General features: G+C 60.3%; 18 protein-coding genes. 2 read left to right on the top strand and 16 right to left on the bottom strand.

Translation table 11 applies throughout. From position 1 onward, the window contains the following. Window positions 1–3 precede the first annotated feature (3 nt). From secF to yajC, 3 genes are all read right to left on the bottom strand, one after another. Window positions 4–954 (bottom strand): protein translocase subunit SecF, encoded by a 951-nt coding sequence (gene secF, locus DCO57_RS23870; protein ID WP_116697246.1) that lies wholly within the window; start codon window positions 952–954, stop codon window positions 4–6. A 16-nt stretch (window positions 955–970) separates the two neighbouring features. Beyond that, window positions 971–2,581, bottom strand: coding sequence for a protein translocase subunit SecD (gene secD, locus DCO57_RS23865; RefSeq protein WP_116697245.1), 1,611 nt, complete (start codon window positions 2,579–2,581; stop codon window positions 971–973). 73 nt (window positions 2,582–2,654) lie between these two features. Continuing rightward, window positions 2,655–2,987, bottom strand: coding sequence for a preprotein translocase subunit YajC (yajC, locus tag DCO57_RS02565; protein WP_116697244.1), 333 nt, complete (start codon window positions 2,985–2,987; stop codon window positions 2,655–2,657). Window positions 2,988–3,228: 241 nt separating this feature from the next. On the opposite strand from yajC, the gene DCO57_RS02560 reads away from it, so the two are divergent. Next, the gene (locus DCO57_RS02560) at window positions 3,229–4,101 is read left to right on the top strand and encodes an ATP-binding protein (RefSeq protein ID WP_116697243.1); all 873 of its coding nucleotides are present in this window, start codon (window positions 3,229–3,231) and stop codon (window positions 4,099–4,101) included. A 235-nt stretch (window positions 4,102–4,336) separates the two neighbouring features. On the opposite strand, the gene DCO57_RS02555 is transcribed toward DCO57_RS02560, so the two are convergent. The 11 genes from DCO57_RS02555 to nagZ form a co-directional block, all read right to left on the bottom strand. Then, window positions 4,337–5,746 carry a M23 family metallopeptidase gene (locus DCO57_RS02555; protein WP_208977744.1) on the bottom strand — a complete coding sequence of 470 codons (1,410 nt, stop codon included), beginning with the start codon at window positions 5,744–5,746 and terminating at the stop codon, window positions 4,337–4,339. Window positions 5,747–5,985: 239 nt separating this feature from the next. Further along, window positions 5,986–6,681, bottom strand: a complete 696-nt coding sequence (locus DCO57_RS02550) for a protein-L-isoaspartate(D-aspartate) O-methyltransferase (RefSeq protein WP_244287859.1) — start codon at window positions 6,679–6,681, stop codon at window positions 5,986–5,988. A 20-nt stretch (window positions 6,682–6,701) separates the two neighbouring features. Further along, a complete protein-coding gene (gene surE / locus DCO57_RS02545) occupies window positions 6,702–7,460 on the bottom strand; it encodes a 5'/3'-nucleotidase SurE (RefSeq protein ID WP_116697242.1) in 759 nt (252 codons plus the stop codon). Window positions 7,461–7,608: 148 nt separating this feature from the next. Continuing rightward, window positions 7,609–8,889 (bottom strand): serine--tRNA ligase, encoded by a 1,281-nt coding sequence (serS, locus tag DCO57_RS02540; RefSeq protein WP_116697241.1) that lies wholly within the window; start codon window positions 8,887–8,889, stop codon window positions 7,609–7,611. Between the two features lie 74 nt (window positions 8,890–8,963). Then, entirely contained in the window at window positions 8,964–9,782 is an 819-nt protein-coding gene (gene tatC, locus DCO57_RS02535; protein ID WP_116697240.1) for a twin-arginine translocase subunit TatC, read from the bottom strand. Then, entirely contained in the window at window positions 9,779–10,216 is a 438-nt protein-coding gene (gene tatB, locus DCO57_RS02530) for a Sec-independent protein translocase protein TatB (protein WP_116697239.1), read from the bottom strand. The genes tatC and tatB overlap by 4 nt, the downstream gene beginning before the upstream one ends. A gap of 41 nt (window positions 10,217–10,257) precedes the next feature. After that, a complete protein-coding gene (locus tag DCO57_RS02525; RefSeq protein ID WP_116697238.1) occupies window positions 10,258–10,482 on the bottom strand; it encodes a twin-arginine translocase TatA/TatE family subunit in 225 nt (74 codons plus the stop codon). A gap of 256 nt (window positions 10,483–10,738) precedes the next feature. Next, window positions 10,739–11,878 (bottom strand): ABC transporter ATP-binding protein, encoded by a 1,140-nt coding sequence (locus tag DCO57_RS02520; RefSeq protein WP_116697237.1) that lies wholly within the window; start codon window positions 11,876–11,878, stop codon window positions 10,739–10,741. Beyond that, window positions 11,878–12,588, bottom strand: coding sequence for an SMC-Scp complex subunit ScpB (gene scpB / locus DCO57_RS02515; RefSeq protein ID WP_116697236.1), 711 nt, complete (start codon window positions 12,586–12,588; stop codon window positions 11,878–11,880). The genes DCO57_RS02520 and scpB overlap by 1 nt, the downstream gene beginning before the upstream one ends. Beyond that, window positions 12,578–13,417: a ScpA family protein gene (locus DCO57_RS02510; RefSeq protein ID WP_116697235.1), complete on the bottom strand. Its 840-nt coding sequence runs from the start codon at window positions 13,415–13,417 to the stop codon at window positions 12,578–12,580. Before DCO57_RS02510 ends, scpB begins: the two co-directional genes overlap by 11 nt. A 102-nt stretch (window positions 13,418–13,519) precedes the next feature. Next, on the bottom strand, window positions 13,520–14,548 hold the full coding sequence (nagZ, locus tag DCO57_RS02505) for a beta-N-acetylhexosaminidase (RefSeq protein WP_116697234.1): 1,029 nt from the start codon (window positions 14,546–14,548) through the stop codon (window positions 13,520–13,522). A gap of 121 nt (window positions 14,549–14,669) precedes the next feature. Between nagZ and DCO57_RS02500 the strand changes: the two genes are divergently transcribed. Beyond that, on the top strand, window positions 14,670–15,683 hold the full coding sequence (locus DCO57_RS02500) for an alpha/beta hydrolase-fold protein (RefSeq protein WP_116697233.1): 1,014 nt from the start codon (window positions 14,670–14,672) through the stop codon (window positions 15,681–15,683). A 244-nt stretch (window positions 15,684–15,927) separates the two neighbouring features. On the opposite strand, the gene DCO57_RS02495 is transcribed toward DCO57_RS02500, so the two are convergent. Together DCO57_RS02495 and argS are read right to left on the bottom strand one after the other, a co-directional pair. Next, window positions 15,928–18,360: an SPOR domain-containing protein gene (locus DCO57_RS02495; RefSeq protein WP_165814607.1), complete on the bottom strand. Its 2,433-nt coding sequence runs from the start codon at window positions 18,358–18,360 to the stop codon at window positions 15,928–15,930. Between the two features lie 111 nt (window positions 18,361–18,471). Continuing rightward, the gene (argS, locus tag DCO57_RS02490) at window positions 18,472–20,241 is read right to left on the bottom strand and encodes an arginine--tRNA ligase (protein ID WP_116697231.1); all 1,770 of its coding nucleotides are present in this window, start codon (window positions 20,239–20,241) and stop codon (window positions 18,472–18,474) included. Window positions 20,242–20,306 lie beyond the last annotated feature (65 nt).

Raw genomic sequence — 20,306 nt, 5'->3', positions numbered from 1 at the left:
TCCTCAGGCCGTTGCCTCTGCGTCTGTTTTCTTGTCCCCGTCATCGTCCTTGGGCGTCATGGCATCCTCTCGGAGGTTGAAGAGGATCAGGAACGGTGCGGCAAGGAAAATCGACGAGTATGTGCCGATCACGATGCCGAAAATCATGGCCAGGGTGAAGGACCGGATCACTTCGCCACCGAAGACGTAAAGCGCGATCAGAGCCAGTAGCGTGGTGACCGAGGTCATCGTCGTGCGCGACAGGGTTTCGTTGATCGACATGTCGAGCAGTTCGGTGAGCGGACGCTTCTTGTATTTGCGCAGATTCTCCCGGATCCGGTCATAGATGACCACGGTATCGTTGAGCGAATACCCAATAATCGTCAGCACTGCCGCGATGCTGGAGAGGGAAAAATCCAGATGCAGCAGAACGAACAGCCCGATCGTTATGACCACGTCGTTCGCCGTCGTCAGGATGGCGCCAACGGCGAACTGCCATTCGAAGCGGAACCAGATATAGAAAAGAATCGCCAGCAGGGACGCACCAACCGCGATGGCTCCGGCCCGGGCCAGTTCGCTGGACACGCGCGGCCCGACCACTTCAACGCGGCGGAAATCGACATTCTGTCCCTCGAAGATCGTGCGAACGCGGGACACGACGGATTGCTGGGCAAGCTCGCCGCCCGGCTGTTCCTCGACGCGGATCAGGATGTCGTCCGAACCGCCGAATTCCTGCACCTGCACATCACCGAGGTTCAGAGACGACAGTTGCGAGCGTATGGCGCCGATGTCGGCCGGCCCGTCGGTCTTGATCTCGATGATCGTGCCGCCCTTGAAGTCGATGCCGTAGTTCAGGCCGATCAGGAAGAAGCCGGCAAGCGAAGCCAGAACCAGCACGATGGAAACCGGAAAGCTCAGCTTCCGCAGCCACATGAACCTGATGTTGGTATTGTCCGGAACAAGTCTCAGCAACATTGGTTATTCTCCCGGATCATATCGGCAACTTGGACGGACGGCGACGGCGAACCCAAAGGGCCACGAGCAACCGGCTGAACGTGAAGGCTGAGAAGACAGTGGTGAAGATCCCGATGGCCAGGGTCACGGCGAAGCCGCGGACAGGCCCCGAACCGAGCTGGAACAGAATGACCGCCGCTATCAGGGTGGTGATATTGGCATCCAGAATGGTTCCGAGTGCCCTGCTGTAACCGGCATCGATAGCGGATACCGCCGATCTGCCCGCCCTTGCCTCTTCGCGGATACGTTCGAAAATCAGCACATTGGCGTCGACGGCCATGCCGATGGTCAGAACGATACCGGCGATGCCGGGCAAGGTCAGCGTTGCCTGCAGGAATGTCAGGGCGCCGAAGATCAGGAAGATGTTCGCCATGAGCGCCAGATCGGCGATGATGCCGAAACGGCCATAGGCGAGTATCATGAACACGATCACCAGCGCACCGCCAATGATCGAGGCCAGCTTGCCCGCCTCGATCGAGTCGGCACCGAGACCCGGTCCGATGGACCTTTCCTCGATCACGGTTAGCTTGGCAGGCAGAGCGCCCGCCCTCAGCAGAACCGCCAGATCATTCGCGCCCTCGACAGTGAAACTGCCGGAAATCTGACCGGAGCCACCGGTGATCGGTTCGCGGATCACCGGTGCGGAGATAACCTCGTCGTCGAGCACGATGGCGAAGGGACGGTTCACGTTCTGCTGCGTTACCAGTGCGAATTTCCGCGCACCGGACTGGTTGAAGCGAAAGTTCACAACCGGTTCGTTGGAACGCTGATCGAAACTGACCTGCGCGTCCACGAGGTCCTCACCGGACAGCAGCGGCGTTTCCTCGAGAAGATAGGGAAACGGCGGATCGTCGACAGACATCATGACCACGGTCCCCACCGGCGGACGGGTCTGCATCGCCTGTTCGCCGGACATGGACGTATCAACCATGTGGAACGTGAGCTGAGCCGTCTGGCCGACCAGGTCCTTCAGTCGCTCGGGGTCGCTTTCCCCCGGTGCCTCGACGAGAATCCGGTCCGTGCCCTGGCGCTGGATATTCGGCTCCGTCGTGCCGATTTCGTCAACACGTCGACGGATGACTTCGATGGACTGCTGCACGATGGCAGCCATCCGGTCCTGAAGACCCTGTACGGTATAGGAGAAGCGCACGAGACCGTCATCGGTCGCACTCATCTCGAATTCATTGACCGGCTGGCCGCCGAAGAGATTGGAAACCAGGGGATTGACCAGCGGCTGAAGGCGTTCTTCGGCCTCTTCAAGCCGTGTCAGGTCCCGGATTCGCACCTGCGCGGTATCCCCCTGCACCCCGAGACCGGTATAGCCGATACGCGGATCCTCGCGCAGCGTCGTGCGGATATCGCTGACCAGCGCTTTCATGCGCTTCTGGATATAGTCTTCCTGGTCCACTTCGTAGAGCAGATAGGCACCGCCCTGAAGATCGAGCCCCAGAACCATCTGGCTTTTCGGCAGAAAATCGGGCCAGCTTTCCAGTTGTTTGGCGGAGAAGAAATTCGGCAGGGTCGCGAGGATGCCGGCGGCAACCACAAGCGCGATCAGTGCGATTTTCCAGCGAGCGAAATAGAGCATGGTCAAGCCTTAAAAGCAGCCAGGCCGGTCGGGAACCGGCCCGGCAAATTCATAAGATCCGGATCTTGAAGCCTTACGCGTTGTCTTTCGCAGGCTCGGATTTGGAACGGACTTCCTGAACCATGGAGCGCACGACACGAACCTTCACGCCTTCGCCGATCTCCACCTGGAGTTCGCCGTCGTCGACAACCTTGGCAACCTTGCCGATCAGACCGCCCGACGTCACGACAGTGTCGCCACGACGCACGTTGGAGACCATTTCCTGGTGCTGCTTCACGCGCTGACGCTGCGGCCGGATGATCAGGAAATACATGATCGCGAAAATGGCCACGAACGGAAGCAGCGACATAAGGAATTCCGGACCCGCAATTCCGCCGGTCTGTGCATAGGCTGGTGTGATAAACATTCAACTCTCCTAAGGGGCGTTCTTGCCACCGCAGGTCCAATTCGCGGATCCGGGGCCTCAACGCTCTAATTCTGGTGGCGGGACTATAACGGCGACACGCCCCAATTCAAGCTTTGCAAGCTGTTTCCGGCGTACCAGTATGGGAATATCAGACGTTTTCGACTTTCCCCGACCGTGTTACTCCTCCGGCGACTTTCTTCTGGGCCTCACATGGGCCTTTTTGACGGGGCTTGCAAGAATAATGAGTGCACCGAACGACCTTTCCGCATTGAACGCAAAACTGGAAACGTTGATCGAACTTATCGGTCGCGCGGTTCCGGCTGCCGCGCAAAACCCGGACTGGACGCAGGCCGATGCCTTCGTCTGGGTCCCCGAACCGGGGGAGCTTCACGCGGTCAAAAAGGTGAACCGGGTCGATATCACCTTATTGTGCGCGGTATCGCGCGTCAGAGACCTGCTCCTCGACAACACGAGACGATTCGCACAGGGACTGCCCGCAAACAATGCCCTTCTCTGGGGATCCCGCGGCATGGGAAAATCGTCGCTGGTCAAGGCGGCCCATGCGGCCATCAATCAGGAAAACGCTTCCACAGGATTGAAACTGATCGAGATTCACAGGGAAGACATTGAATCCCTGCCCGGGCTCATGGCGGTCATCCGCTCCGCGCCTTTCCGCTTCATCGTATTTTGCGACGATCTCAGCTTCGACAATGACGACACGTCCTACAAATCCCTGAAGGCGGTTCTGGAAGGCGGCATTGAAGGACGCCCGGAGAACGTGATCTTTTATGCGACCTCCAACCGTCGCCATCTTCTGCCGAGGGACATGATCGAGAACGAACGGTCCACCGCGATCAACCCTGCCGAGGCGGTCGAGGAAAAGGTCTCGCTTTCCGACCGGTTCGGATTGTGGCTCGGGTTCCACAAATGCAGCCAGGAAGACTATCTCGACATGGTTCGCGGCTATGCGGGACATTTCGAACTGGACATCTCCCCGGAAGACCTGCGCGCGCAGGCGCTCGAATGGGCCACCACCCGTGGCAGCCGCTCCGGTCGTGTTGCCTATCAATTCATTCAGGATCTGGCCGGGCGCCTGGGCAAGAGACTTCCGTAACCCGGAAGGACGCCCATTGAACCGATCGTGAAACGGGCCGCGAATCTCTGCAGGTGACCGGCCTTTTTCACCGAAGGGCAACGCCCCTTCCCGCTCGTCACCATCCGGTACGGCGCCAGATCGGTTTCCCGTTTTGAAATTCCGTCCCGAGACCGGGCCGAGGATGTGAACGACGCGAAAAACCCGGCACATGGCCGGGTTTTCAATCCTGTCGAGATGTCTGCGGTTGTTGTGATCAGCGCTGCGGCAAGTGCTTCAGCGGGTCGACCGGCTTGTTGCCCTTGCGCAATTCGAAGTGAACCTGCGGCTGGTTGACCGAACCGCTGGCCCCTGCAAGCGCCACCACGTCTCCCCGGCGAACCGTATCCCCGCGCTTGACCTTCAATTCGCTGTTGTGCGCATAGGCGGTCACCCAGCCTTCGTCATGACGGACAAGGATCAGGTTGCCGTAGCCCTTCAGCTCGTTGCCCGAATAGATAACCGTTCCGCTGTCCGCGGCCTTCACGGGTGTTCCCTCCGGCACGGCAAGGTTCACCCCTTCGTTCTTTCCACCACCCGGCTTGGCACCGAAATCGGAAATGATGCGCCCGCGCACAGGCCAGCGGAAGGTTTCCGTCGTAACATCGACTTCTTCCTGGACGCTTGCCACAACGGCAGGTGTCTTGATCGGCGCGCTGGGGGCCGCTTCTTTCGTCAGAGCCGGCTGAGGCAGCGCCGGTTTTCCCGCCGATGCGGACGGTGCAGAGGCGACACGGCTCGGCATGTCGGGCTGGCGGGGCGGCGTGGGAACCTGGGAGGAAATCGAAGCGGTCGTCACCACACGTTCGCCGCCACCTGGCTTGCGTTTCGGCAAGGTGCTGACATGCGTCACGTTACCCGCGCCGACGTCACCGCGGCTGAGCTGCGCGAGGCTGGGCTGTTTGGGCGGCCGAGGCATGGATCCGGCGGATGTCGGCACCGCGCCGGTAACAACGGCGTCGTTGCGGCTGACGGCAGGCAACTTCACCGGCCCGGTCTCGCCGGCCGTCGTGCTCGTGGAACCGTTTCTTTCCGCATAGACATAAGTCGGAACGATGATGCTCTGGCCCGCACGTACACTCTTGGCATCGTCGATGCCATTCACGGCGGCCAGCGCCTGAACCGGCACACCATAGCGGCGGGACACGGAATTCAGATCGTCTCCCTGGCGGAGCTGTACCCTTGTTCCACCGGCAGACGTCCACCCTTTCCAGCTTTTTTCAGTGGAGCTTACGGTCTGAGCCGGCCGGGCAACCTCGGGAGCCGGCAAGGTGGCAACGGGAGCCGGCGCAGGCACGGACGGCCTGATCGCGGTCTTCGTCGGCACCGGAGCCGGCAGCGGCGCCGACTTGATGTCGGGAGCCTTCGCGGAAATAGAGCCAGTGGTCACGGGCTGCGATGACGATTGCGGCAGTCCCGCAACCGTCCCTCCCGGACCATTGACGATATCCTGATAGGTCGGCTGCTTCTGACCACCATTGAGGATGGCCCGCTGGTTCTGGGTGTTCCCCGTATAGTACGGAGGTTCACCGAAGCGCTCAACCGCACCGGAACATCCCGCGATTGACACTGCAACCAGTGATACAGTTGCCGCTTTTCCCAAAAGGTCCCTGCGGAGGGTACGCATCCGCTTCATCATCGCCTTAACTCTGACCGCTAACTATGGCTGTTATGGTTAAGAGTAGACGCCAGTAAGGTTTATAAAGGCTAAAGACCGGATCATGTTTCCCGGAAAAACGCAGTTTCCTCAGTATTCCGCAGGACTGAGAAAATCTCCATCAGGCTGTTTATAGTAAATTTGCAGAAGGATCACGGGTCCCGATTCGGCCCGTGCAGGGATCGCAAGACCCGGGCATTTCCTGCAACTTACAGCTTCTTGGCAAGGCCCGGCTGTAACATCACGGTACGCACGCTCATCAGAGTCTCAGCTGTCGTGTCATTTTCAGTCTTGTGGAACCGTTTCAGGGACTGGGGCTGTTTTGCCTTGCCGATCGGCGCGATCAGGATTCCGCCCGGCTTGAGTTGCTGTATCCAGCTTTCGGGCACCGACTCGACCGCTGCGGTCACCACAATCCGGTCATAGGGGCCCTTCTGTCTCAAGCCATCCAGGCCGTCCACTTGCCTGGCCTTGACGTTTTCCAGTCGAAGGGCGGCGAATCTGCGGGTCGCAAGATCAGTCAGAGTGGCAAATCGGTCCAGCGTTTCAACTCTGGCCGCAAGATGGGCCATGATCGCGGCCTGATATCCCGATCCGGTTCCGATTTCCAGAACCGCATGCTCCGGTGCGAGGCCGAGCGCCTGTACGGTAAAGGCAACCAGGAACGGCGCGGACACCGTCTGTCCGCATTCGATGGGAAGGGCTGCGTCTTCATAGGCCAGACCATGATGGCGAGCCGAGAGGAACAGGCGCCGGGGCACCCGCTCGATCGCCGCGAGGACTTCCCGCGCCCCGATACCGCGACGCCTCAGACCGAGAACCAGCGCAGCGCGGGCCTCTGCTTCGTCCGGCAATGAATTCGGGTAAGTCGACATCTGGTCCATGCCGGGCTTTTGGCCGGCCATCTACCGTACCCCTTCCGGGACTATTGAAGTGCTCCTGCAAGGTGATTCACCAGGTCATGAGCTGTCAAATCTATGCGTAGCGGTGAAACGGAAACATATCCATCGGCAATCGCCTGAAGATCGGAATTTTCGAGAACCGATTTTCCCCGGTCCTGAAAACGGAGCCAGTAGTAAGGATATCCACGCCCGTCCTTGCGCTCGTCAATGGAAAGTCCGCTTTGTTCATGATGCCCCTGCACTGTGACCTTCACGCCCTTCACGGCGCTTGATGGACATGGCGGGAAATTCACGTTCAGCAGCGAATAGCGCGGCAGATCGAAATCGATGAGTTTGCGGAAAAGAGCGGGCGCGTGTGCTTCCGCGTTGCTGAAATCCGGCTCGGCGGCCACATCCCAGTCATAGGCCTGGGAAACGGCAATGGACCGGATACCGAGAATCGCGCCTTCGATCGCGCCGGCGACGGTGCCGGAATAGGTCACGTCCTCCGCCAGATTCTGTCCCCGGTTGATGCCGGACAGGATCAGGTCCGGGAGGGCCGGCAGTACCCTGTGTACGCCCATGATGACGCAATCCGTCGGCGTGCCCTTGAGGGCGAAATGGCGGTCGCCGATCTGCCGCAGCCGCAGGGGGTCGCTCAGGGTCAGCGAATGCGCGACTCCGCTCTGGTCCGTTTCGGGAGCGATCACCCACACATCATCCGACAGTGTCCGCGCGATTCGCTCCAGAACCGCCAGTCCCGGAGAATGAATGCCGTCATCATTGGTAATCAGAATGCGCATATGAAGATATTTCCCCGAGTTTGAACCCACTTCGACCAATCCGTCCGCGCAGCCGACCGGATTTCCATGCCCGGCGGCGTACCCTTCAGGCGGGCTGACCGGCCTCGTCACGCCGGATCATCCCGGCAGCACCTGAGAACGGTCTGCTTTAACCGATCGTTTCCAGGCCACCCATGTAGGGACGCAGGACTTCCGGCACGGTGATCGTGCCGTCGCCATTCTGGTAGTTCTCCAGAACGGCGATCAGGGCCCGGCCCACGGCAATCCCCGACCCATTGAGCGTATGCACATGCTGGGGCTGTTTGGAATCGGCCGGCCGGAAGCGCGCATTCATGCGCCTTGCCTGGAAATCCCCGCAAACCGAACAGGACGATATTTCCCGATAGGTATCCTGACCGGGCAGCCAGACCTCGATGTCGTAGGTCTTGCGCGCACCGAAGCCCATGTCTCCGGTGCACAGGGTCATCACGCGGTAATGGAGCCCGAGGTCCTGCAGTACCTTTTCCGCGCAGCCCAGCAGGCGTTCCAGCTCGTTGAGCGACTCCTCCGGCCGGGTCACCGACACGAGTTCGCATTTCTGGAACTGGTGCTGGCGCAGCATGCCGCGGGTGTCGCGGCCGGCGGAACCGGCTTCGGAACGGAAGCAATAGGTCAGGGCCGCAACACGCAGAGGCAACTGATCCTCGGCGAGAATCTCGCCGGCAACCAGATTCGTAAGCGGCACCTCCGCGGTCGGGATCAGGTAGTGATCCGTCGTGGTCCTGAAGAGATCTTCCTCGAATTTCGGCAACTGACCGGTGCCGTAGAGCGGATCCTGATGCACCAGCAGCGGGGGCGACACTTCGGTGTAGCCGTGGTCGCGTGTGTGCAGATCGATCATGAACTGGCCGAGAGCCCGTTCGAGCCGTGCAATCTGCCCCTTCAGAACGACAAAGCGCGATCCCGACAGTCTCGCGGCTGCCGAAAAATCCATGCCGTCCAGAGCTTCGCCGAGGTCGAAATGTTCCCTGGGTGTTTCGGTGAATGGGAAAACCGGCTTTTCACCATGGGTTTTCAGCAGCACATTCTGGGTTTCATCTTCACCGACGGGCACATCGTCATGCGGCAGGTTCGGAATGACGGCCAGCGCAGCTTCAAGCTCCGCGTTGAGCTTGCGTTCTTCCTCTTCGCCGGACTGAATGAAGGACTTGATCTGCGCGACTTCCTCGATCAGCTCTGCCGCGCGCGCGTCATCACCCGCCCCCTTGGCCTTGCCGATTTCCTTGGACGCGGCATTGCGCCGTTCCTGGGCTTCCTGAAGCCTGGTGATATGGGAGCGGCGAGCGTCGTCCAGCGCAATCAGTCTGGCGGCTGAAGCCTCATGCCCCCGTTTCGCCAGGGCCTGGTCGAAGGCAGCAGCGTTATCCCGTATCCACTTTATATCAAACATCTTCGTTTCCCGAACGGCGGTCGTTATTCATGGGTTCCGTCCGGCGAACACGATACCTGCCTGGGAGGCCTGCACTAAACCGCAGCGTCTTCCGCCTCGCTGGCGTCTTCCGTTTCGCGTGCAGCTTCCCGCTCGGCCCGTTTGCGCTCTATCAGTCTGACGGACAGAATGGAGACTTCGTAGAGAAGCAGCGTGGGCAGTGCAAGACCGATCTGTGAAATCGGATCGGGAGGCGTCAGAATTGCGGCCGCGGCGAAGGCCCCCACAATCGCATATTTGCGCTTGTGCCTGAGCGTCTCGGAACTCACAAGCCCGGCCCGCCCGAGAAGTGTCAGCACGACAGGCAGCTGGAAGACGAGGCCGAAGGCGAAGATCAGGATCATGATCAGGCCGAGATACTCGCTCACCTTGGCCAGATGCTGGATCGCCACCTTGCCGGCGCTTGCCATCTGCTCCTGGGACAGGAAAAAGCCCATCGCCATCGGCATCACCAGGAAATACACCAGACACGCGCCGATCAGGAACAGAACGGGCGTCGCGATCAGGAACGGCAGAAAGGCGCCGCGCTCGTTCTTGTAGAGGCCGGGGGCAACGAACATGTAGATCTGGCTGGCGACCACGGGAAAGGCCAGGAAAAGCGCGCCGAACAGGGCGAGCTTGAGCTGAGTGAAGAACCATTCCTGCGGTGCGGTGAAAATCATTTCCACCGGATGGGCATCGCCGGCTGCGCGCAGGTAGGGAACGGTCAGGATATTGTAGATGTCTGTCGCGAAATAGAAGCAGATCAGGAACATCACCAGGATCGCCCCGAGTGACCACATCAGCCGCTGGCGCAATTCGATAAGATGCTCGATCAAGGGCGCCTTGGAGGCGTCGATTTCGTCCTGGCTCATGCCTTCACATCTTCCGTCAGCGGAACTTCATCCGGTTTTGACTTGGTTGCAGCCGCCGGGTCCGATGACGGTTTTGCACCGGCCGGTTCGCCGGTTTCCGGGGGTGACGGCTTGTCGGAAACAGGGGGCGTCGCAGAGGCCTCGGGTGTGGCCGGGCGCTTTGCCGCATCCTCCTCGATGGACTTCTTGAGATCGCCGAGAGGATTGAAGTTGGCAACCTCCTCGACCTGTTTCTTCATGTCGGAGATATCGGCCTGCTTTTCGGCTTCGCGAAGAGCATCGTTGAAGGTCGACTGGAATTCCCGCGACATGCGCCGCATCTTTCCCATCGTTTGCCCAAGCGTACGCAACATGCGCGGGAGATCTTTCGGTCCCACGACAATGATCGCCACGCAGGCGATCACCAGAAGTTCGGTCCACCCGATATCGAACATATGAAGTTCCGTCCCTTAGGGAGACGCGATGCAGATTGAGATCAGCTCGCTTTGGTCTGATCTTCAGCTTTCGCGGTTGGTGCCGCTTCGCCGTTCTGATGATCGATTGTCTTCGGAGCATCGGCGGTATCGTCTTCGGCCATGCCCTTCTTGAAGCTTTTGATTCCCTTGGCGACATCGCCCATGAGATCGGAAATCTTGCCCCGACCGAAGAGCAGAACCACCACCACTGCGATGATCAAGATCTGCCAAATACTAATGCCCATACGCCAAACTCCTGATAATCGGCTTTAAAAGCCCTAAGGCTCTTGTACAAAAAGGATTCCGCCCCTGCAACAGCGCCGCGGGAACAATCGCCGCTCTTAGACGGAATGATTAACCCACCCGGCCCAATTTCGCCATCGCGGGCGCAACCGGGATTTGCTTCACGATAAAAACACTACCGACCGATGCGATGCTTTCGGACAGAACATGCTTCAATGGCGCCCGTTCATAGCGCGCCAGCCAGGGCACTTCCATCCATTAGATCTGGGATGAGTCCCGGGCAAAAACAAGCACGTCCTTGCGATCGGTGCTGACGGCGACGTCCATTCCTCTCTCCCAGGGGCTGCCGGCACGGACGCGCGCCTGCAGGGGATGCTCCAGTCCCTGGACGGCGATCGTGAGCAGATCGACCTCGCCGACGAATCTTTTCGAGCGTATCCGGCCGGAAACACCGCACAGGCCGTTCTTGTTCAACAGGATGCCCTGTGGACGCACGCATACATCCACCTTCTGTCCACGGGCGAGACCTTCTCCGGCCAGAATGCCCAACGGGGTTTCTATGCCCGCGGATGTCACGTGTCCTTCGAACTGATTGAGTTCCGAAAAGAACCGGGCAGAAAACAGATCGACCGGGTCCTTGTAGAGATCCGCGGCGGTCCCGTGCTGCACCAGACGCCCCCGCCGCATGAGAGCGATCCTGTCGCCCATGCGCATGGCTTCTTCGGGATCGTGGGTCACGATGATGCAGGTTGCCCGCGTTTCGCGGATGACGGCCAGGGTTTCGTCGCGAACGCTGTCGCGGAGACGCTTGTCGAGCCCGGAAAACGGTTCATCCATCAGCAGGATACCCGGCCGGGGAACCAGGGCCCGTGCAAGAGCGACGCGCTGCTGTTCCCCGCCGGACAGCGAATGCGGATAGTCTGCGGCGTAGTCGGCAAGGCCGACGCGACGGAGCGCCGCCAGCGCCGCGGTCCGGGCGTCCTTCTTCGGCATGTTGGTGAGGCCGAACATGACATTCGAGACAATATTCATATGTGGAAACAGGGCATAATCCTGGAACATCAGGCCCACACCGCGTTTTTCCGGCGGAAGGAAAACCGTATCCCCGGCGATTTCGCGCCCGTTGATGAGTACCCGGCCGTGGCTCTGACGCTCCACTCCGGCAGCTATGCGCATCAGGGTGGTCTTGCCGCAGCCTGAATGGCCGAGCAGACACAGGATTTCCCCCGGAGCGATCGACAGGCTCAAATCGCGGACGGACGAGACGCCGTCGTAGTCGTGCGAGACGCCTTCAAACACGAGACCGGCGGCTATGGTCGCCCCGGCAGTGCCCGGCGCGCCCCAATTGGGCGGAGGACCGTTTCCGCTAGAGTCGTTGTTGGTGGTATGTCTGGACATCAGTCTTCGGCGTTCTCGTCCGCTTCGTCCTCGAACAGGGACCCTTCTTCCAGCGGATCCTCGTCCTCGGTCAGCAGAATGTCGTCATTGGGGGTGGGCACCAGGAAGGATGCCGGAACGGCACTGTCCAGAAGCCCTGCCCCTTTCAGTTCTTCCAGTCCCGGGAGGTCCTTAACACTTTCCATGCCGAAGTGAATCAGAAACTGTTCGGTCGTGCCATATGTCACAGGGCGTCCGGGCGTTCGCCGGCGACCGCGCATGCGGATCCATGTGGTTTCCAGAAGCACATCCAGCGTCCCCTTGGAGGTGGAAACACCCCGGATCTCCTCGATTTCCGCCCTGGTAACCGGCTGATGATAGGCAATAATCGCCAGGGTTTCGAGGGCCGCCCGGGAGAGCTTGCGCTGCTCCTCGACATTGCGATGCATCAGAAAGGCCAGATCTTCGGCGGTTCTGAAGCACCATTTCCCCGCCACCCGGACCAGATTGACCCCGCGAGCAGCGTAGATCTTCTGCAGCTCCTGCAATACTCCGAGCACATCCGTGCCCTCCGGCACGCGCAGGGTCAGCTCTTCGAGGGACAGGGGCTCGGAAGACGCGAAAAGCAGGGCTTCAATCATACGCTGGCCGGCAAGGTCGAGAGCGGCCTCCCCGGCATCGCCTTTCCGGGCCTGATCCTGCAGTTCCAGAAACTCGGGTTCAGACGTCATGATCCGGCTCCTTGGCAATCGAACGGATATAGACCGGGGAGAAGGGCTCGCCCTGACGAATCTCGACCTGACCCTCGCGGACCATCTCGAGACTGGCGGTAAAGGTGCTGGCGACAATCGTCGCCCAGTCCTTGTCGTCATAGAGATAATCGCGCAGATAGGAATTCAGGGGGGCCCATTCGCTGACCCGCCCGACAAGTCTGGTGAGAAGCTCGCGCGCTTCCTGCAGGGACCAGACGGTGCGGCGCAGGACGCGCACCGAAGTGACTGACTGGCGCTGGCGCTGGGTGGCATAGGCCGACAGAAGATCGTAGACCGACGCGTCCCAGATGCTGTGGTGCCGGACAGACATGGTTTCGGGCGCCCCGCGGTGAAACACGTCCCTGCCCGCGCGGCTCCGTTTCATCAATCTTTCCGAAACGTCGCGCATGGCTTCCAGGCGGCGCAGGCGGAAGGCGAGCGCCGCAGCCAGTTCCTCACCGGTCGGTTCGTCCTCGTCCCTTTGCTCCGGCAACAGCAGCTTGGACTTCAGGAATGCCAGCCAGGCCGCCATGACCAGATAATCCGCGGCAAGTTCCAGCCGCATGCGGCGGGCCGCGGCGACAAATTCAAGATATTGTTCGACCAGTTCGAGAATGGATATACGCGCCAGATCCACCTTTTGCGTGCGCGCAAGACCAAGCAGCAGATCGAGCGGCCCTTCGAACCCCTCGACGTCCACGACAAGCTGCGGGTCGGATACCGCCCGCTCCTCTGCCGCAACGGCAGTGCTGAGCAGATCGAAGGACCCGTCTTCCGCAACCTGTTTCTTATCGTCCAACTTCGCCATTTCCGCTCCGCCTGGAAACACCCAGCGATCCGGAGAACGCGGAATGTCATGCAATTTCAGGCCCGATCAACAGTGCCGGCCTCATTCCGGTCCTAAGGAAAGCTATCCGACGTGAACTCCTTGCCAACCGGTCAGTGACCGGAACTCATCCCAGGCCTCGCGCCTGTTGAACCCGGGCCGGGGTGGCTGCAACCCGTTCAACGCGCGGTCGCAGCGGCGTTTCGCATCACCGGCAAGTTCGGGAACCGTTCTGGCAACATCGCGCATTTCGCCCATATCACCATTGCAGTGCAAAACGATGTCACAGCCAGCCTCAATGATTTTTCCGGTTCTCTCCTCGAAACCGCCGCCGAGCGCGTGCATCGACATGTCGTCGCTCATCAGGCAGCCGTCGAACCCAATCTCGGTCCTGATGATATCCTGAATGACCCTCTTGCTCTGGGTACCGGGGCTCGTTCCGTCGATGGTCTCGTAGACAATATGGGCTGTCATGCCCAATGACACGTGGGAAAGTGCCTTGAATGGCCGGAAATCCACGCTTTCCAACGATGATTTGTCCGCAGCCACCCTGGGAAGTTCCAGATGGCTGTCAACCTGTGCCCGGCCGTGGCCGGGGATGTGCTTGATCACCGGCAGCACCCCGCCCGCAAGCGCGCCGTCCACCATGGCCTGACCGAGCTTGGCGACCACATCTGGATCGGCCGAGAACGCCCTGTCGCCGATCGCGTCGACGGTATCGGGAAAGCGCACATCCAGACACGGCAGGCAATCGACGCTGATGCCGACATCATGGAGGTCGGCGGCAATCAGGCGCGCGCCCAGCCAGGCGGCGCGCAAGGCCTGCTCCGGATCGCTTTTATGAAGATCGCCATAAAGCTTCGCGGGTGGATATTTCGGCCAGTGCGGCGTCTTCAGCCGCTGGACACGCCCCCCCTCCTGATCGACCAGCACGGGCGCATCCTGACGGCCGACGGCATCGCGGAAGGCCTGCGTGAGGCTTCTCACCTGATCCGGCGTCTCGACATTACGGGCGAACAGGATCAGTCCCCAGGGAGCTTCCCCCCGGAAAAAGCGAATTTCATCGGCGGTGAGCGCCGGGCCGGCACATCCGGAAACAAAGGCCTTGGTCATGGTTCCGGCTTAGCCGCAGCAGCGGGACCCGTCAAGAAACCCGACGCCTCCACTTGCGCCCTCCCCGTGAACTTGCAATCTAGGCTCACACCCTGTCCCCATGCCTTGATCGGAGTTATCCATGCGCGCGCGTCTCGACATTCCAGCCGGAACCCTGCACCGGATTTCCCACAGGTCCGAGATTCTCGGGAGCAATCGGCTCGGCGACACCGCAACGCGCGAGATCGTCGTCTATACGCCCCATGGCCATGACGGCGCCGGGTTGCCGCTCCTGGTGGATATCGTCGGCTACACCGCCGGCGGCCCCGCTCATGTCAACTGGAAGAACTTCGGCGAGAACGTTCCCGAACGTCTCGACCGTCTCATTCACGATGGCGCCCTGCCGCCGGTCGTCGTCGCCTTCCCGGACTGTTTCACCCGTCTTGGCGGCAACCAGTACATAGACAGCGACGCCATGGGTCCCTGGGCAACATGGCTGACCACAGAGATGCTTGAGGATGTCGAGGGCCGTTTCGGCTGTGGCGGCGACGGGAAGAGAGGTATTTTCGGCAAATCGTCGGGAGGCTACGGCGCGATCATTCATGCCATGAAATATTCGCATGTCTGGTCCGCAGCCGCATGCCATTCCGGCGACATGGCGTTCGAGCTCTGTTATCTGCCTGAAATGCCGAATGCGCTCAGGGCGATCGCCAAGGCCGGGTCCATCGAGGCCTTCGTCACGGATTTCGAGAAGGGTCCTAAATATCCGGGCAATGCCCTTCATGATCTGATGACCTTCGCCATGGCAGCCACCTATGACCCGGATCCCGATCCGGATGTTTTCTGCGGCATCCGGCTGCCCGTGGATCCAGAGACCTGCGAACTCATCGAGGAGCGCTGGAATGCCTGGCTCGAATGGGATCCGGTCATGATTGCCGACAGGCATATCGGTGCGCTGAATTCCCTGAAGGGTCTGTGGATCGAATGCGGTTCGGTGGATCAGTACAATCTGGTCTACGGCGCCCGCCGGCTGCACAGAAAGCTTGAGACGGCGGGGGTCGATCACGTCTATCAGGAATTCAACGACAATCATTCATCGATTGACTACCGGCTCGACGAAAGCCTGCCTTTTCTGGCAAAGCGGCTTCTCGACTGAACCGCCGCGATGCAGCCGGTCGCTTTTATGAGGGCATGGCGTCAGGAGAACGCCCGACGCTGTGCTTGCATCACAAGAGCGCTCGGGCCATTTCTTGAAGTCAAAGTCACCCAACAGGCGCAAGCCCACTTACCCAGCAGCCGGATACGATCAGAAAGCGGTCGATCAGGAAGAACCTCAATTGAAAATGGCCGGAACTTCCGGCCATTTTCATTGCTTGCAAGGTACCAATTCATCACCGCGTTCACGGTTGCCTGCGGACAAAACAGTCGCCACCGGCAGCCTGAAGGCTTTCGCAAAGCGCATTCGCGTCGTCACGCGATCCGGTCGGAATCCGCGCCCGGTAGAACACGCCCCGGTCTCCCAGATCGGCCGTTACAACAACAGCCTGACGATTTCCAAGAATTGCCGGGAAGCGGCGCTGAAGACTGGAATAGGCATCGCTGGCGGCTGCGGCGGTGCGTTGCGATGTCACCTGAACGATATAGGTGCCGGAGGGAATGCTGCCCGAGGCGCCAGAGGCGCTTGCAGGAGCGGACGGAGCCGCTGGCGCAGGTGCTGCTGCCGCAGGCACGCTTGCCTGTTGGCCAAGGTTGAGAGGTCCGTCCTGCGGAGCCGCCGGTGCCGGAGCTGCAACAGCCTGGGGGGCTTGCGCCACCTGAACCGGGGCATTCGGCTTCTTGCGCGGCAAGACTGTCGGGACCGGTCCTGCAGGCGTTTCGGTTTCCGTACCGGCAACAATCGCCGGCGTTGCAGGCGCTGCCTGCAACGGTACGGCGGCACCGTTTTGCGGGTCTGCAATCGCCTCAGGCGTGGCGGCGGGCTGATCGGACGAGATTATCGGGGACGTCGCAACGACCCTGGGCGAGTCCGTTCCCGCAACGGAGGACGGTGCCTGTATCGCAGGCGTGGTACTCGGGGATGCCACCGGATCGCCTTCGGAAATGATCGTTCCATCCGGGCGCACGACGAGAGTTCTTACCCGTTTCGGCGAGCCGGGCACAAGATCGGCACTGCCGTTCACGCCTACAGGCGCCGGCGGAAGTTCCGCAGGTTCGGGGCTTTCCGGAAGGACCAGGCGATCCGGTCCGGAACTGCCCGAGCCGTCAACACGATCGTAAATCAGTTTGCCCGACTGGTTGCCATCTGCTGCGGCCACTTTTTCCGGATAGATCTTCAGGGGCTCCTGCAGGCCGCTGATCACCGGCGGCGGACCGCTGGGAACCTGGATCGCATCACCATCCATCATGAAGAACCCGACAGCCCCGATGACGGCGATGCCAAGAACGCCACCGGCAACAAACAGGCTGCGCCGCGACTTTTCCCGGGCATGTGGCATGGCGGCTTTTTCCGCCGCCGTATGCGGCGGCAACACCCCTGCCCCGGCAAGGCTCGGGTCACTTTCCTGCATCGCCCGTGCGACGGCATCAAGATCGTAACCTTCCGGCGGAGGAGGTGTTTCCTCCTCCTCGGTTTGCGGCACGGCTTCGACCGCGGCCGGCCAGGTCAGGTCATCAATTTCAGCAGCCGATACGCTGGCGGTTGCCGAGTTTGCTTCACCCACCACAGCGGCAGATTTGCGGTTCGCCGGGTCGGGAAAGTCCAGATCGGCAAACAGGGAATCTATTCCTGCCGGATTTTCGCCCTCCGCTCCCGCCCGGACAGAAGGTGCCCCATCGGCTTCGGCATGCGTGTCGTTCAACGCTGCAAAGAGATCGTTTTCGTTGATCGCCGGACGTCTGACAGGAGCAACCGGCTCAGGTTCGGCAGCGCCTTCAGACTGACGGCCTTCCGAAAACGCGGATGCTTCACGGAGAGCCTCGCCCATACCGGCAACAGGGTCTGAGGGAAAAGCGCCGACGGCATGTCCAACAGCAGGCGCTGCACTCCACTGATCCACATGGTCCGTTTCATCACTCTGGCCGGTTTCAACGCCGACACCGAGTTCCGGTTCCCTGTAACCGGTTTCCGGATGAACGGCATAGGCAGTGAGGTCTTCGGACCGGTAGCCGGGTTCTTCAAAGTGAGCTTCCGGCGCGGTGGCCGTGGCCGTCTCGTCGACGGACTGACGCAGGGCACCGATCAGCTCATCCTCAAGTTCCGCGGTTAGATTCTGTTCAAGATGCAACGATACGGAGGGGGCCAGACCTGTCCGTTCATCGACTTCCGACGCTTCCGGAGAAGCCGTGTCGTACTGATAGCCCTGATAGGGATCTGCGGGATTGACAGGCTCGTGCTCCGCATGGACGGAGGCCTGAGAGACCTCCGGTTCGCCGGAGACCCGCACATCCGGCTGCTGCGGCCAGAGAGCCGAAACATCGGCTTGCCCGTCCATGGACATTTCGCCGGCAGCCGGGATGGTTAGCCCGTGAATTTTCTCCGGTTCCGATGGCACCGCACCGGCGGCTTCCTGGTAGAATCCTGCCTCGGCGCCGGAATCCGAATGCGCACGGGGTGTCGCCGCGTCGCCGAAACTCGGTTCGATCCGTCCTTGCTCAGCATCCGGACGGACCTGCGGCTCCGCCGCGACATCATCCAGTGCAGCAAAATAGTCGGTATTTTCAACCCGGCCGCTCACATGTGCCCCCGATTGCTTGTTCCTGTTGACAATCCGGGCCAGTTCCACCAACGGATCTTCCACAGACGGGCGTTCATTGCCGCGAGAATCATCGGGCACTAGCGATTCCGTTCGTTTTGCTTCGTAATCTTCTGACATGAGCCTTACGAAAACCGGTCCCGTTTCATTACCTGGTACTGACGTTTCGCCAGCCGCGGCAATATGTTTAAACTAGCGCATTTCCTCAGGAGCATTGACGCCAAGAATCGACAGACCCGAAGCGAGCACCAAAGATATTGCACGAACCAATGCAAGACGTGCCAGGGTTAATTTGGCGTTACTGCCGTCAATAAAGCGTAAATGCGGCAATTCCTTGCCTCTATTCCAATGGCCGTGCAGAGAACTTGCCAGCTCATGCAGATAAAAAGCGATTCTATGCGGCTCATGTGTTTCGGCCGCAGCCTCCACCACCTTCGGCCATTCGGCCATCCTGGCGATCAGCTCGAGCTCGCCCCTGTCTTCGAGCAAGGTGAAGTCCGCCTTTGCGAACTCGGCATCATCCAGCGTGATCCCGGCAAACTCCTCCGCCGCCTGGCGCAGAACCGAACAACAGCGGGCGTGGCCATATTGAACGTAGAAGACCGGGTTATCCTTTGACTGTTCGGTGACCTTCTTGAAGTCGAAATCCAGAGGCGCATCGTTCTTGCGGAACAGCATCATGAAACGGACAGGATCGGAACCGACCTCATCGACGACTTCGCGCAGGGTGATGAAATCCCCCGAACGCTTGGACATCTTCACCGGCTCACCGTCGCGCATCAGTTTCACCAATTGGCAGAACCGCACGATCACTTCGGTTTTTCCGTCCGATATGGCCTTGCCCACAGCCTGGAGCCGCTTTGCATAGCCGCTGTGATCGGCCCCCAGGACATAAATCACTTCCTGGAAACCGCGCTCGAACTTGTCCTGGAAATAGGCGACATCCGCAGCGAAATAGGTGTAGGAGCCATCGGACTTCTTGAGGGCCCGATCGGTGTCGTCGCCGAAATCGCTGGCCCGGAACAGGGTCTGCTCCCGGTCTTCCCAGTCATCCGGAACCTGGCCCTTCGGTGGCGGCAGGGTACCCTGGTAGACAAGGCCCTTGTCGCGGAGTCCATCGAGCATCAGATCGATTTTCGAACCGTTGCCTTGCTCGCGCTCATGAAGGGACTTTTCCGAAAAGAAGACCTCATGTTCCACGCCGAGCGCCGCCAGGTCCTCGCGGATCAGGTCAAGCATCGCGGCTATCGCCCGTTCCCTCACGAGCGGCAACCACTCTTTCTCGTCCATGTCGGTCAGGGCCGCGCCGAATTCCTGCTTGAGGCGCTCTCCGACCGGCTTGAGATAGTCCCCCGGGTAAAGCCCCGCCGGAATCACGCCGATATCGTCACCGAGAGCCTCGCGATAGCGCAGGAAAACGCTGCGAGCGAGGGTTTCGATCTGCGACCCGGCGTCATTGATGTAATATTCCTTGACCACATCGTTGCCGGCGAATTGCAGCAGGTTGGCCAGGGCATCGCCGACAACGGCGCCCCGAATGTGCCCGACATGCATCGGTCCGGTCGGGTTGGCGGACACATATTCCACATTCACCTTCGGCGCCGGAGACTGCTCGATTGACCCGAAGGCCGTGCCCTCCTGCAGCACACTGCCCAGGATGCGCTGCCAGACGACCGGTGCGACCCGCATGTTGATGAAACCGGGACCGGCGATGGCCGTTTCGGTGATTTCCGGATCCCCGTTCAATTGTTCGGCCAGTTTTTCGGCCAGATCGCGCGGCTTCATGCCCAGGGGCTTGGCAAGCACCATGGCGGCATTGGTGGCCAGATCGCCATGCGCACGATCGCGCGGAGCCTCGACAACCACGCGTGACAGATCCGGGGCTGCTCCATTTGCATCTTTGAGATCAATTGCCTGGAGAGCTTCTTTGACACGCTGAGTGAAGTCCGCGAAGATATTCATTGAACACCGATCAGATTTTCTGGCTTTAAAACACAAATCCCCCGCGCGCTGCAAAGACAGAGCCT

The sequence above is a fragment of the Labrenzia sp. 011 genome (genome assembly GCF_003075075.1).
Taxonomy (GTDB): Bacteria; Pseudomonadota; Alphaproteobacteria; order Rhizobiales; family Stappiaceae; genus Roseibium.
The sequence above is the reverse complement of the archived record's forward strand: the minus strand, read 5'-3'. Positions and strand labels throughout refer to the sequence as shown.